Origin of the sequence: Devosia sp., assembly GCF_028290435.1 — a bacterium.
Taxonomy (GTDB): domain Bacteria; phylum Pseudomonadota; class Alphaproteobacteria; order Rhizobiales; family Devosiaceae; genus Devosia.
Window position 1 is genome coordinate 14,849 of record NZ_JAQGJV010000037.1, and the last position, 13,600, is coordinate 28,448.

Below are 13,600 nucleotides of genomic sequence, written 5' to 3' on the forward strand. Positions count from 1 at the left end.
ATGGCGATGCCTTGGCACCTACTTCTGCTGCATAGCGGCATGCCGGGGGGCAGCGCGCCGCGCCGGTGAGTTCTGGGCAAGGGTAACGGCCTGATGATGACATACGCAAAACTCCCCCTTGCCGGCCTGCTGCTGGTGGCCCTTGCTATGCCGGCCTGGGCGCAGGACGCCAGCCAGCCGCCGCTGGCCGAGGCTGACGGCGCCCTGACGCTGGACCGGCTTGGCCACCACTTGACCATGCCGATGCCAGACTGGCTGAAAGAGCCTTCCGGCCCGATCGAATCGCAAATCGAAATCCGCTATGTGGGCGACGATCGCCAGGCTGTTGTGGAATTGCGGCCCAAGGGCGAAACCGAGGCGCTGTGGAACACCCTTTATGGCGCACGGATCACGCTGGGGGCCACACGGCCACTGGCCCAGTTCCGCGCGGCGGTGATGGCGGGCTATGCGGCGACCTGCAAACCCGAAAGCACCGGCTTTTTCCAGTTGCAGCCAGACCAGGGCGAAGTGCTGGCCCCGCTCGGCTTTATCTGTGGCGGCTATCGCGACGACCTGACAGGCTATCGGGGCCTGGGCGAAGTGGCGGTGATGAGCTTCAAGAAAAGCACGACCGGCGTTGCCATCGTGTTCCAGGAGTGGCGCGGCAAGAGCTTTGATCCCAAGACCCCATCGACCTGGCCGGTCGCCACCGACGTGGTGCAGGCCCGCGCCACCCAGTTGCAGGACCAGGCGGCGCTGACGCCCACGGATTGACGTGAAGCCGCCGAGCGCTTAGATCGGGCCAATGAGCAAAGACCAAAAATTGGGCCCCAACCAGCGCTCGCTGCGCGTCGGCGAACTGGTGCGTCACGCACTGGCGGCGATCTTCGCGCGCGGCGATGTTGCGGATGACGCACTGCGCGGCGCGATCATCACCGTGCCCGAAGTGCGCATGAGCCCCGACCTCAAGCTGGCGAACGCCTATGTGATGCCGCTGGGCGGGCAGCGTGCCGAGGCCATCGTGGAAGCGCTGAACCGGCACCGCAAATTTATCGCTGGCCGCGTGGCGCCACAGATCAAGCTAAAGTTCGCGCCCGAGCTGCGCTTTTTCGTCGACGACACTTTTGCAGAAGCCAGCCGTATCGATGCGCTGCTGCGCTCCGACAAAGTGAAGCGGGACCTCGCCGCTGGCGACGAGGACGAGAAAGAGGCGTGAGCGCGCCCAAACGCGTCAAACGCGTCAAACGCGCCATTTCTGGCTGGGTTGTGCTCAACAAGCCCTATGACATGACCTCGACCCAGGCAGTGGGCAAGGTGCGCTGGCTGTTTGGCGCGGCGAAGGCCGGCCATGCCGGCACGCTCGATCCGCTGGCCACCGGAATTCTGCCGATCGCGCTGGGCGAAGCCACCAAGGCCGTGCCCTATGTGCAGGACGGCACCAAGATTTACCGCTTCGCCATAAAGTGGGGCAGCGCCACGGCGACCGACGACGCCGAAGGCGCGGTGATCGCGACCTCCGATGTGCGGCCCGAGCAGGCGGCGTTGGAGTCTATCCTGCCGCAGTTTACCGGCACGATCATGCAGCTTCCGCCGATCTATTCGGCACTCAAGATCAATGGCGAACGCGCCTATGACCTGGCGCGGGCCGGCGAAGTCGTGGAACTGGCCAAACGCGAAATCCGGGTGGATTCTATCGCATTGGTCAGCCACGGCAGCGAGCAGTCGGTGCTGGAAGTGAGCTGTGGCAAGGGCACCTATGTGCGCTCCTTGGCGCGCGATATCGCCGAGCAGCTTGGCACCAGAGGACATGTTTCGATGCTGCATCGCGCTGCCGTGGGGCCGTTCAGCGACGCCGATGCGGTGACCATCGATGAGCTGGAAGCGGCGCTGGCAGACGACCGCGATGGCTTTATCCGGCCGGTGGCCGAGGCGCTGCATGGGGTGCCGGAATTGCGGCTGGACCCAAGCCAGGCCGCGGCAGTGCGGCATGGTAATGCGGTATTGCTGACGGGGGCCGGGACGCCGGTCAGTATGGACGATTGCTGGGCGAGCTTTGCCGGAGTGGTGTTGGCGACTGGGTTCGTGCAGTTCGGCCAGTTCCAGCCGCGTCGCGTTTTCAACTGATCGAACGAAAAAGGCGGGGATTGCTCCCCGCCCTGGCTTCATCGATGGATGAAGAAAACAATGATCAGTACCAGCCAGATCGGCACGCCGAGCAACCAGAGACCTAAACCGCGTAGCATGATGTTCTCCTTTGTTGGTGGGCGTTAAAAGCGGCGGAACACGTCGGCGAAGACAGTTTCGTCATCGCGATGATTGCCGCCCTTCTGGGCCGCCCAGTAAGCGCCGATAGCCGAGATCAGCAGCGAGGCGGCGATCAGGAAGGCACCGATAATGCCGGTATTGCGAGCAATACGGGCAGTTTCGATCGCCTTGAGGCGTGCATCATTGACAGCAGCGGCGACCTGATCGACGCGGGCGCTGGCTTCTTCCGGGGTCAGGCCCGTATTGGCGGCAACGACATTGGCCAAATACGTCTTGTCATCGGCGGCAATGGTGCCATCGCCGAGGGCCGCCTGGGCGAAGATGCGGCCGGCCTCATCACGGACGGCGCTGGTATCGCCATTTGCTGCCGGCTGGCTCGAGCGGAACAGCGTATCGATGAAATAGGCGTTCGGATCGACACTGACGTCGGCAGCGTTGGACGCCGCATTGGTCGCGGTCGCGACCACATTGCCGGCCGTGCTGACGGCAGCGCCGATACCGCCGATGGCGATAATGGTGCCGAGTACGGCAGCACCGGCCCAAACCAGCAGGCCATGAGCGCCATCGCGAACGTCACTTTCATGCTCGGTGGCATCGAAATGGCGACGACGCAGGCGACCGGTGAGATAACCGCCAGCCATGAAGCTGGAAATCTGTACCCAAAGGAACCAGGACGCGGCGGCAATGGCGATCCAGATGGGGGAAGCGCCTTCGCCGTCGAAGTCTAGGAAGTTCAGCCCGATGGCCGAGCCAAAGGAAATAAAGACCACCGAAATGGCCGAAGCCAGCAGAATTCCTGCAAAGATCGCGGGCCAGTCAACATAGGACTTATCGTCCACAGTTGAAGCCGCGCCGCTAACGACGGTTACGCCCGTCGGGGCATCGATTGCCATGATAGTGCCTCCAAAGATGATTGTGGTTGGGGTTTAGTCGTTACGTTCAGTGCAGACCGACGAACGACAAAACGGCCATCACGACCACGACGAGACCGACGAGATAAATGATCGAATTCATGACTGAGCCCTTCTTGTTGTTGGTAACGCAGAGAGTGCGAGACAAACCGCTGTGAAGGGAATTGGTTGCCCGCCTGCGCAAAAATGCGGCAGCTTTGGGATGAGCGGCTGATCCGTGCGAGGCGCAGCCACCGGAGGCGGAGCGCGGCCAATAAAAAAGGCGGGGATTGCTCCCCGCCTTCCGCCCTGACTAGTCAGGCTTATTTAAGCGCGTCGGTAATGGCAGTAGTGAAGGCGCCCTTGGGCTGCGCGGTGATGATTTTCTGGTCGAGCAAGGCCTTGACGGTGCGGTCATACACTGCCTGATCCAGGGCAGGGTCGGCCGCATCGACCAGCTTACTGACCTCACCCACCATGTAGAGCTGGTGAGCGAGCGTGGCGGCACCGGTTTCGTCGCTATCGACCACGATCTGGGCGGCTTCAGCGGGGTTATCGAGGGCGTACTGCCAGCCTTTCATCGAGGCGCGCACGAAGCGCGTATAGGCATCGGCCTTGGCCTTATCGGCCAGAGTGTCTTCCATGACATAGAGGCCGTCTTCGAGCAGGTCATTGCCCAGTTCGGTATAGTTGAAGATGGTCAGGTTGTCCGGGCCATAGCCGGCATCGAGTGCCTGGCCATATTCGTTATAAGTCATGACCGAGATGCAGTCGGCCTGCTTCTGGATCATCGGTTGAATGTCGAACGACTGCTGCAGCACCTTGACGTCGCCGCCTTCGGCGGTGCTGAGCCCGAGCTTGTTCATCCAGGCGAAGAACGGATATTCATTGCCAAAGAACCACACGCCGAGCGTATGACCCTTGAAGTCGGCTTCCGTCTTGATGCCGGTTTCCTTGGGGCAGATCATCATCAGGCCCGAGCGCTTGAAGGGCTGGGCGATATTGACCAGCGGCACGCCTTTTTCGCGCGCCGCCAGGGCACCACCCATCCAGTCGACGATGATATCGGCGCCACCGCCGGCGATCACCTGTTCGGGGGCCACGTTGGGGCCGCCTGGCAGAATGGTAATGTCGAGATTTTCGTCGGTATAGAAGCCTTTTTCCTTGGCCACGATGTAGCCGGCGAACTGCGCCTGGGTGACCCATTTCAGCTGCAGCTTGAGCGCGTCCTGCGCCCAGGCAGACGAGGCCGAGAGCGCCATGGCGCCGGCGGCCAACACGACTAGAAGTTTTTTCATTGTTGTTCCCTTTTTCCCTTTTTCCCTGTTACGCCCGCCCGCGCACGGACGGATGCCAGAACGTGACCGATCGCTCCACCAGAGCGATCACGCCATAGAAGGCAGACCCTGCGACCGCCGCCATGGCGATCTCTGCCCAGACCAGGTCGATATTCAAACGGCCGACCTCGGTCGAAATCCGGAAGCCCATTCCCACAATGGGCGTCCCGAAAAACTCTGCGACGATGGCCCCAATCAGGGCCAGAGTCGAATTGATCTTGAGTGCGTTGAAGATGAACGGCGCCGCTGCCGGCAGCCGCAACTTGAACAGCGTCTGCCAATAGTTCGCCGCATAGGTCCGCATCAGGTCACGCTCGATGGATGAGGCCGCGTTGAGCCCGCTGACTGTATTGACCAGCATGGGAAAGAACGTCATCGCCACGACGACGGCGGCCTTGGACTGCCAATCGAAACCGAACCACATGACCATGATCGGAGCGATGCCGATAATGGGCAGGGCCGAGACGAAATTACCAATGGGCAGCAGGCCAGCCTTGAGAAAGGGCGAACGGTCGACCAGGATCGCGACGGCGAAACCTGCGGCGCAGCCCATGATATAGCCGGCCAGCACCGCCTTGAGGAAGGTCTGCTGGAAATCGGCCCATAGCGTGGGGAGCGAAGCGATAAGCCGCGTCCAGACTTGCGAGGGTGGCGGCAGGATGACCTGGGGCACATGGGCGCCGCGCGTCACCACTTCCCAGAACAGCAGGATCGACACCCCGAAAACCAGCGGGATCACCATGCCGAAACCCGTTGCCCGCCCCGCCCGAATGGCGGCCGCCAGGCGCTCGACGAACAGCCAGGCAAACAACCAGGTGGCGATCAGCGCCATCCAGAAGAACGCCGGCGCCGGATCCAGCGCCGCAAGGCCGGCCAGCACCGCGACAGCACCGAGTGCGGCGATGGCACCATCGGCCCACAGGCTGAGCGGCAGGGCGAAGCGCAGCAGGCTGAGGAAGCCCAGAGCCAGGAACGCCTTGAGCAACAACGCGGTTTCCAGCGGCGTGGCAAAACTCAGCGCGAGGCCCGCAGCGCAGAGACCGCCGGCAACCAAGGCCAGATAATACTGCAGCTGGCTCATATGGGACGCGCTCCCATGCGGGCATTGACCAGCCGCTCAAGGACACCAACGGCGATGACCAGCACTGCGGCTAGGGCGGCGGCGATAAACAGCGCCGCCCAGATTTGCACGGTCTGACCATTATAGGAGCCGGTGAGCAGGCGCACGCCCAGCCCGCCGCCGGCATTGTTGGACAGCTCGCCCACCACCGCGCCAATCAGCGAAATGGCAATGCCCACCTTCATGGACGCAAACAGGAACGGCATGGCGGCGGGCCAACGCAGCTTGGCAAAGACCTGCCACGGCGTGGCGTTATAGGTTTGGAGCAGATCGAGCTGGATGGTTTCGGGGGTGCGCAAGCCCTTGACCATACCGACAACGACCGGGAAAAAGCTGAGATACATCGAGATCAGGGCCTTGGGCAGCAGTCCGGTGACGCCGACGGCGCCAAAGCCGACGACGACCATGGGCGCGACGGCAAGGATCGGCACGGTCTGGCTGGCGATGATCCATGGCATCAGCGAGCGGTTGGCGGCATCGTTGTGCACGATGGCGACGGCGAGAGCGATGCCCAGCGCAGTGCCGAGCACGAAGCCGAACAGCGTGCCCGACAGGGTGATCCAGGCATGATAGGCCAGCGAGCGGCGCGAGGTCGGCGCGATGGCGATCGCCGCGTTCCAGATTTCGCCAAACACCTGATGAGGCGCGGGCAGCACCGGCTTGTCCTGCGCCCAACTATCGAGGACGAATTGCTGCACCGGAACATCGAGGAGGCCGGCGCGGGCATAAAGCATGCTCTGCCAGGGCGCGTTCATCCAGATGGCAGCCGCATACCAGAACAGCATGATGGCAAGCAGGACTATAAGGATGGGCAGCACGCGGCCGCTCATACCACGTCCTCATAGGAATGCCCGGCGCGCAGGCCATCGCGCACGCGGGCCGCAATCGCCAGAAACTCCGGCGTTTCGCGGATATCGAGCGGGCGCTCCAGCGGCAGGGTGGACTCGATGATGTCGGTGACCCGGCCGGGGCGTGGGGACATGACCACGATCTTGGTCGACAGGTACACCGCCTCGGGAATGGAGTGGGTAACGAAGCAGATGGTCTTTTGCGTCGCCGCCCACAGCTTGAGCAGTTCGGAATTGAGATGATCGCGCACGATTTCATCGAGCGCGCCGAAGGGCTCGTCCATCAGCAGCAGATCGGCATCGAAGGCCAGCGCGCGAGCGATGGAGGCGCGCTGCTGCATGCCGCCCGACAGCTGCCAGGGGAATTTCTTCTCGAAGCCGGCCAGGTTCACCAGCTCCATGGTGCGCTTGATGCGCTGCGCCTGCTCGATGGCGGAATAGCCCATGATTTCGAGCGGCAGGGCGACGTTTTTTTCAATGGTGCGCCAGGGGTAAAGCGCCGGGGCCTGAAACACATAGCCATAGGCGCGGGTTTCGCGGGCCTGCTGCGGGGTCATGCCATTGATAAGCAGCCTGCCCGAGGTGGGCTGTTCCAGATCGGCTATGGTGCGCAGGAAGGTGGTCTTGCCACAGCCGGACGGCCCGATGAAGGAGACGAACTCGCCTTTGTTGATGGTCAAATTGACGTCGCTGAGGGCGTGGACCGGACCGTCATTGGTGCCGAAGGTCAGACCGAGATGCTCCGCTGCAACGACGACTGCAGGTGAGCCAGGCTCGGGTCGATTATTTGGCGACGTCACGGACAAAGGCTTGTGCCCCCCATTTTCAAACCGGACGCGCTCCCCGGTCAACTTGTTATCAATGCAAGGCCCGTGCCGTTTCAGGATGCCGGAATTGCATCCGACTTACCCTGCTCCTCCCGGCGCATGCCTCAATTTTAGTCGCAGTGCCGCCTTACACCCCACTCGCCGGAATGCCGGCCCGCTCGATCTTGCGGGGCGCCACGATATCTTTCCACTGCGACAGCGCGCGGTTCACAGGGTTTTTTGGCTCGCGGGCGACGAACTTGCCATGACCTTGCTCAGCCTTGACCTCGTTTTCGACAATCGAGACCTTGCCGCGGCTCAGCACGAAGCGCGGCAGGCCGGTGACTTCAAAACCCTCGAAGACATTGTAGTCGATCGCCGATTGCTGGCTGGCGGCAGTGATGGTCTTGCCGCGCTTGGGATCGAGCACCACGATATCGGCATCGGCGCCCACGAGGATGGCGCCCTTCTTCGGATAGCAGTTCAGAATCTTGGCGATATTGGTGGAGGTGACGGCCACGAATTCGTTCATGGTCAGCCGCCCGGTGGCGACGCCCTTGGTCCACAGCACCGGCAGGCGATCTTCTAACCCACCCGTGCCATTGGGAATCTTGGCGAAATTGCCGATGCCGTTGCGCTTTTGCGCCGTGGTGAAGGCGCAGTGATCGGTGGCGACAACCTGCAGCGATCCGGCGGCGAGGCCCGCCCACAGCGAATCCTGATGGGTCTTGTTGCGGAAGGGCGGAGACATGACGCGGCGGGCCGCATAGTCCCAATCGGGGTTGAAATATTCGCTCTCGTCCAGTGTCAGATGCTGAATCAGCGGCTCGCCATAGACGCGCATACCCTGCTGGCGCGCGCGGCGGATGGCTTCGTGGGCCTGCTCGCAGGAGACGTGGACGACGTAGAGGGGCACGCCGGCCATGTCGGCCAGCACGATCGCCCGGTTGGTGGCTTCGCCCTCGACTTCGGGTGGACGCGAATAGGCATGGCCTTCGGGACCGTTATTGCCGGCATCGAGCAGCTTTTGGGTCATGGCGGCGACGATATCGCCGTTTTCGGCATGCACCAGCGGCAGCGCGCCCAGTTCGGCGCAGCGGCTGAACGAGGAGAACATCTCGTCGTCATTGACCATCAGCGAGCCCTTATAGGCCATGAAGTGCTTGAAGCTGGTGATGCCGCGATCCACCACCTCGGCCATTTCGCGCCAAACCTGTTCGTCCCACCAGGTGATGGCCATGTGGAAGGAATAGTCGGTGCTGGCCTTGGAGGTCTTGTTGTCCCACATCTGGAGAGCTTCGAGCAGGCTCTGGCCGGGATTGGGCAAGCAGAAATCCACCACCATGGTGGTACCCCCCGCCAGCGCCGCGCGGGTGCCGGATTCGAAATCGTCGGTCGAATAGGTGCCCATGAAGGGCATTTCCAGATGGGTATGCGGATCGATGCCGCCCGGCATGATGTAGCAGCCGGTGGCGTCGAGGGTTTCGTCGCCGGAGAGGTTGGGGCCGATTTCGATGATGGTTTCGCCATCGATGAGGACATCGGCGGCGTAGGTCAGATCGGCAGTGACGACGGTGCCGTTTTTGATGACTGTGGTCATGGGGAATTCCCTGTGAACTCGGGGGATGCCGCTTCACCTCTCCCTTTGGGGGAGAGGGCGGGCTTCGCAAAGCGAAGTCCGGGTGAGGGGGCCTTGCTCAGGTGGTCAACGATACATTGAAGCACACCGTCCAGATTGGTGAGGACGTCGTTATTCCAAAACCGGATGACGGCGTAGCCGTGGGTAGCAATAGCCGCAGTGCGAGCTATGTCACGATCACTCTCAGAGTGCTGGCCGCCGTCGAGCTCGATGATCAGGTCTGCTTCGCGGCAGGCGAAGTCGGCTATATAAGGGCCAACAGGCTGCTGGCGGACAAACTTATGACCAAGCAGTTGGCGGGCACGCAGACTGGACCAGAGTTTGCGTTCGGCGTCAGTGGAGTTGGCGCGTAGGGTTTTGGCGGCTTGGGCCGCAAATTTAGTTTTCAATGAACTCAAAGGAAGGCCCCCTCACCCGCCGCTGCGCGGCGACCTCTCCCCCAAAGGGAGAGGTGAAGGAAGGGCGAGGTGAGGTCGGCGCTCGTTGGCCGCTCGTCGTTCACTCCACAATCCCCGCCGTTTCAACCACGGCGTGGAACAACACGTCCGCCCCTGCGGCTGCCCATTCCTTGGAGATCTCTTCCGCCTCGTTATGGCTCAGCCCATCGACACACGGGCACATAACCATCGCGGTCGGCGCAACCCGGTTGATCCAGCACGCGTCATGCCCCGCGCCGGAGATGATGTTGCGGTGGGAGTAACCCAGCCGCTCGGCCGCGTTGCGGACGGCCGACACGCAACCCTCATCGAACGTCACCGGATCAAACGCGCCGACCTGTTCGATCTCGCCTGTGATATCCATGTCCGAGATAATGGCTTCGATGCCGGTGCGGATGGTCAGGTCCATCTCGTCCAATGTCGCCTTGCTGGGCGAGCGGATATCGATGGTGAACACCGTCTTGCCGGCAATGATGTTGCGCGAGTTGGGATAGACCTCGATATGGCCCACCGCGCCGACGGCGTCGGGTTGGTGGCTCATGGCCGTGTGGTGGACCAGTTCGATCACCCGCGCCATACCGAGGCTGGCATTGCGGCGCTTGGGCATGGGGGTGGAGCCGGTATGGGCTTCCTTGCCGGTCAGGGTGACCTGCAGCCATTTGAGACCCTGGCCGTGGGTGACGACACCAATATCGATGCCTTCATCCTCGAGGATCGGGCCCTGCTCGATATGCAGTTCGAAGAAAGCGTGGATCTTGCGGTCGCCGACCTTCTCGCTGCCCTTCCAGCCGATGCGGGCCAGTTCGTCGCCGAAGCGTTTGCCGTCCTTGTCGGTATGGGCATAGACGTCGGCCTGGTCGAGAATGCCGGCGAAGACGCCCGAAGCCATCATGGCGGGGGCGAAGCGGGCGCCCTCTTCATTGGTCCAGTTGGTGACGACGATGGGATGGCGCGTCTGGATGCCCAGATCGTTGAGACTGCGCACGACTTCGAGGCCGCCCAGCACGCCGAGCACGCCATCATATTTGCCGCCGGTGGGCTGGGTATCGAGGTGGGAGCCGACATAGACGGGCGCCAGGCTCGGATCGGTGCCTTCGCGGCGGGCGAACATGGTGCCCATTTCGTCGACGCCCATGGTGAGGCCAGCGGCCTCGCACCAGGATTGGAACAGATGGCGCCCCTCGCCGTCCGCGTCGGTCACGGTCTGGCGGTTGTTACCGCCAGCAATGCCGGGGCCGATCTTGGCCATGTCCATGAGGCTATCCCAAAGCCGGTCACCGTTGATCCGAAGGTTTTCGCCGGGAGAGGACATGGGGTTACCTATCTAACTAAAGGCTATTTATGGGTCGGGAAGGAGAATTCCGCGCCGCCCTTGATACCGGCAGGCCAGCGGGTGGTGACGGTTTTGAGGCGGGTATAGAAGTGCACGCCTTCGGGACCGTAGATGGAGTGGTCGCCGAACAGGCTCCGCTTCCAGCCGCCGAAGGAGTGGTAGGCGACGGGGACCGGGATCGGCACGTTGATGCCCACCATGCCCACCTCGATCTTGTCGGCAAACTCGCGGGCGGCGTCGCCGTCGCGGGTGAAAATGGCGGTGCCATTGCCGTATTCGTGGGTGTTGATGAGGTCGACCGCCTCGGCGTAATCCTTGGCGCGGACCACCGAGAGCACGGGGCCGAAGATTTCTTCCTTGTAGATAGTCATGTCGCGGGTGACGTTGTCGAACAGCGTTCCGCCGACGTAGTAGCCACCCTCATAGCCCTGCAGCCTGAAGCCGCGGCCGTCGACGACCAGCTCGGCGCCCTGCTCCACGCCGGCATCGATATAGCCCAAAATCTTGTCTCGGTGCATCTTGGTGACGACAGGACCCATTTCGGCGTCCTTGTCGGTGGCCGGGCCGATCTTGAGAGCCTCGACGCGCGGCTTGAGTTTTGCGACCAGCGCATCGGCGGTTTCCTTGCCGACGGGAACGGCGACCGAGATGGCCATGCAGCGTTCGCCGGCCGAGCCGTAGCCGGCGCCCATCAGGGCATCGGCGACCTGGTCCAAGTCTGCATCGGGCATGACGACCATGTGGTTCTTGGCGCCGCCGAGAGCCTGGACGCGTTTTCCCGCTTTCGTTCCGCGCTGGTAGACGTACTCAGCGATGGGGGTCGAGCCGACAAAGGAGACCGCCTTGATATCGGGATGGTCCAGAATGCCGTCGACCATTTCCTTGTCGCCGTGGACGACGTTGAGCACGCCTTCGGGCAGGCCGGCGTCCATGAACAGGTTCCAGGCCAGCATCGAGGCCGAGGGATCACGCTCGGAGGGTTTGAGGATGAAGGTATTGCCGCACGCGATGGCAGCTGGATACATCCACATCGGCACCATGGCGGGGAAGTTGAACGGCGTGATGCCGGCGACGACGCCCAGCGGCTGGCGATCGGAATAGGTATCGATCGAAGGGCCGACATTGCGCGAGAATTCGCCCTTCAGCAGCTGAGGAATGCCGCAGGCGAAATCGACGCAGTCGATGCCGCGCGCGAGTTCGCCCAAAGCATCGTCATGCACCTTGCCGTGTTCACGCGAAATGGCGCGGGCGAGCTCGTCGGCGTTGGCTTCAAGCAATTGCTTGAACTTGAACATGACGCGGGCGCGCTTCATCGGCGGGGTATTGGCCCAGGCCGGCCAGGCTTTTTTCGCCGAAGCCACGGCGTCGTTGAGTTCGCTCAGCGTCGACAGGGGCAGCTCGGCCGACTGTTCGCCGGTGGCCGGATTGTAGACCGGCACGCGGCGACCAGTCGAAATATAACGTTTGCCGGCGACGGCGTTTTCGATGATGTCCATTATTCGATGCTCCTCAGCACGGCGCGGATGCCATCGACCAGTTCATCGATCTGCGACTTGGAAATGATCAGCGGCGGGCTCAACGCGATGATGTCGCCGGTGGTGCGGACAAGGAAGCCCGACTCGTAAGCCGCCAGGAACGCCGAGAAGGCACGCTTGGTGGGCGAACCTGCAATCGGCTCCAGTTCGATGGCGCCGATCAGGCCGATATTGCGGATATCGATGACATGGGGCTCGCCTTTGAGCGAGTGCAGGGCATCGGCCCAATAGGGGGCCAATTCAGTGCCGCGCGTCAGCAGGTCATCCTGCTTGTAGGTTTCCAGCGTGGCGAGAGCCGCGGCCGAGGCCATTGGATTACCCGAATAGGTATAGCCGTGGAAAAATTCGATGACGTGTTCGGGTCCCTGCATGAAGGCATCGTGGATTTCGGCGGAAACCATGACCGCGCCCATCGGGATAATGCCATTGGTCAGGCCTTTGGCGGTGACCAGGATATCCGGCGTCACATCGAAATAGTCGGCGCCGAATGGCGTGCCGAGGCGACCGAAGCCGGTGATGACTTCGTCGAAAATCAGCAGGATGCCATGCTTCTTGGTGATCTCGCGCAGGCGCTTGAGATAGCCCACAGGCGGGATCAACACGCCGGTGGAGCCGGCGACGGGCTCGACGATGACTGCGGCAATGGTGGAGGCGTCGTGCAGGGTGACGATGCGTTCTAGCTCATCGGCCAGCTCGGTGCCATATTCGGGCACGCCCTTGGTGAAGGCGTTTTTGGCGAGGTTATGCGTATGCGGCATATGATCGACGCCGCCCAGCAGGGTGCCGAACATCTTGCGATTGGTGACGATGCCGCCCACCGAAATGCCGCCGAAATTGACGCCGTGATAGGCGCGCTCGCGGCCGATCAGGCGGGTGCGGGCGCCCTCGCCCTTCACGCGGTGATAGGCGAGCGCCACCTTGAGGGCGGTCTCGACTGACTCCGACCCCGAATTGGTGAACAGCACATGGTCGAGTCCCTTGGGCGAGATATCGACCAGCCGATTGGCCAGTTCGAACGCCTTGGGGTGGCCCATCTGGAAGGCGGGGGCATAATCGAGTTCGGCGGCCTGCTTGGCGATGGCCTCGACGATCAGCGGCCGGGCATGGCCGGCATTGACGCACCACAGACCCGCCGTACCATCCAGAACCTGGCGGCCATCGGATGTGGTGTAATGCATATCCTTCGCGGCCACGAACATGCGCGGCGCTTTTTTGAACTGCCGGTTCGCGGTGAACGGCATCCAGAATGCGCTGAGATCATTGGGCACTGCATTGGAATTGGACACGAGCGTCTCGCTCCCTATTGGTCGATGACTTTTTTTGGTCTTGTTGATTGGCTCTTGACGTGGGAACGCAAACCCAAGAATTTTGACCAGTTGGAAAAATGTTAGCACTCCCAAACTTTCCCGCA

General features: G+C 62.2%; 13 protein-coding genes. 3 read left to right on the top strand and 10 right to left on the bottom strand.

The annotated features are described in order from the left end of the window. The first annotated feature begins 93 nt into the window (after positions 1-93). Genes JWP26_RS09815 through truB form a run of 3 tightly spaced genes read left to right on the top strand, consistent with a single transcriptional unit; the run spans position 94 to position 2,103 of the window. The gene (locus JWP26_RS09815) at positions 94-753 is read left to right on the top strand and encodes a hypothetical protein (RefSeq protein WP_299726517.1); all 660 of its coding nucleotides are present in this window, start codon (positions 94-96) and stop codon (positions 751-753) included. Between the two features lie 31 nt (positions 754-784). Next, positions 785-1,195, top strand: a complete 411-nt coding sequence (rbfA, locus tag JWP26_RS09820; protein ID WP_299726520.1) for a 30S ribosome-binding factor RbfA — start codon at positions 785-787, stop codon at positions 1,193-1,195. Next, positions 1,192-2,103: a tRNA pseudouridine(55) synthase TruB gene (gene truB, locus JWP26_RS09825; protein ID WP_299726523.1), complete on the top strand. Its 912-nt coding sequence runs from the start codon at positions 1,192-1,194 to the stop codon at positions 2,101-2,103. The genes rbfA and truB overlap by 4 nt, the downstream gene beginning before the upstream one ends. Positions 2,104-2,246: 143 nt before the next feature. Here truB and JWP26_RS09830 read toward each other — a convergent pair whose 3' ends face one another. From JWP26_RS09830 to JWP26_RS09875, 10 genes are all read right to left on the bottom strand, one after another. Further along, positions 2,247-3,137 (bottom strand): hypothetical protein, encoded by an 891-nt coding sequence (locus JWP26_RS09830; protein WP_299726526.1) that lies wholly within the window; start codon positions 3,135-3,137, stop codon positions 2,247-2,249. Positions 3,138-3,457: 320 nt separating this feature from the next. Next, positions 3,458-4,432 (bottom strand): ABC transporter substrate-binding protein, encoded by a 975-nt coding sequence (locus tag JWP26_RS09835; RefSeq protein WP_299726529.1) that lies wholly within the window; start codon positions 4,430-4,432, stop codon positions 3,458-3,460. A gap of 28 nt (positions 4,433-4,460) precedes the next feature. Next, the gene (locus JWP26_RS09840) at positions 4,461-5,552 is read right to left on the bottom strand and encodes an ABC transporter permease (RefSeq protein WP_299726532.1); all 1,092 of its coding nucleotides are present in this window, start codon (positions 5,550-5,552) and stop codon (positions 4,461-4,463) included. After that, positions 5,549-6,421 (bottom strand): ABC transporter permease, encoded by an 873-nt coding sequence (locus tag JWP26_RS09845; RefSeq protein WP_299726535.1) that lies wholly within the window; start codon positions 6,419-6,421, stop codon positions 5,549-5,551. The genes JWP26_RS09840 and JWP26_RS09845 overlap by 4 nt, the downstream gene beginning before the upstream one ends. Continuing rightward, on the bottom strand, positions 6,418-7,239 hold the full coding sequence (locus JWP26_RS09850) for an ABC transporter ATP-binding protein (RefSeq protein WP_299726538.1): 822 nt from the start codon (positions 7,237-7,239) through the stop codon (positions 6,418-6,420). The genes JWP26_RS09845 and JWP26_RS09850 overlap by 4 nt, the downstream gene beginning before the upstream one ends. A gap of 154 nt (positions 7,240-7,393) precedes the next feature. Further along, positions 7,394-8,845 (bottom strand): dihydropyrimidinase, encoded by a 1,452-nt coding sequence (gene hydA / locus JWP26_RS09855; protein ID WP_299726541.1) that lies wholly within the window; start codon positions 8,843-8,845, stop codon positions 7,394-7,396. Then, entirely contained in the window at positions 8,842-9,282 is a 441-nt protein-coding gene (locus JWP26_RS09860; protein ID WP_367184104.1) for an endonuclease domain-containing protein, read from the bottom strand. Before JWP26_RS09860 ends, hydA begins: the two co-directional genes overlap by 4 nt. A 100-nt stretch (positions 9,283-9,382) precedes the next feature. Continuing rightward, positions 9,383-10,633 (bottom strand): Zn-dependent hydrolase, encoded by a 1,251-nt coding sequence (locus JWP26_RS09865; protein WP_299726543.1) that lies wholly within the window; start codon positions 10,631-10,633, stop codon positions 9,383-9,385. 23 nt (positions 10,634-10,656) lie between these two features. Beyond that, entirely contained in the window at positions 10,657-12,150 is a 1,494-nt protein-coding gene (locus JWP26_RS09870; RefSeq protein WP_299726545.1) for a CoA-acylating methylmalonate-semialdehyde dehydrogenase, read from the bottom strand. Then, on the bottom strand, positions 12,150-13,430 hold the full coding sequence (locus JWP26_RS09875; RefSeq protein ID WP_299726553.1) for an aspartate aminotransferase family protein: 1,281 nt from the start codon (positions 13,428-13,430) through the stop codon (positions 12,150-12,152). Before JWP26_RS09875 ends, JWP26_RS09870 begins: the two co-directional genes overlap by 1 nt. Between the last annotated feature and the right edge of the window lie 170 nt (positions 13,431-13,600).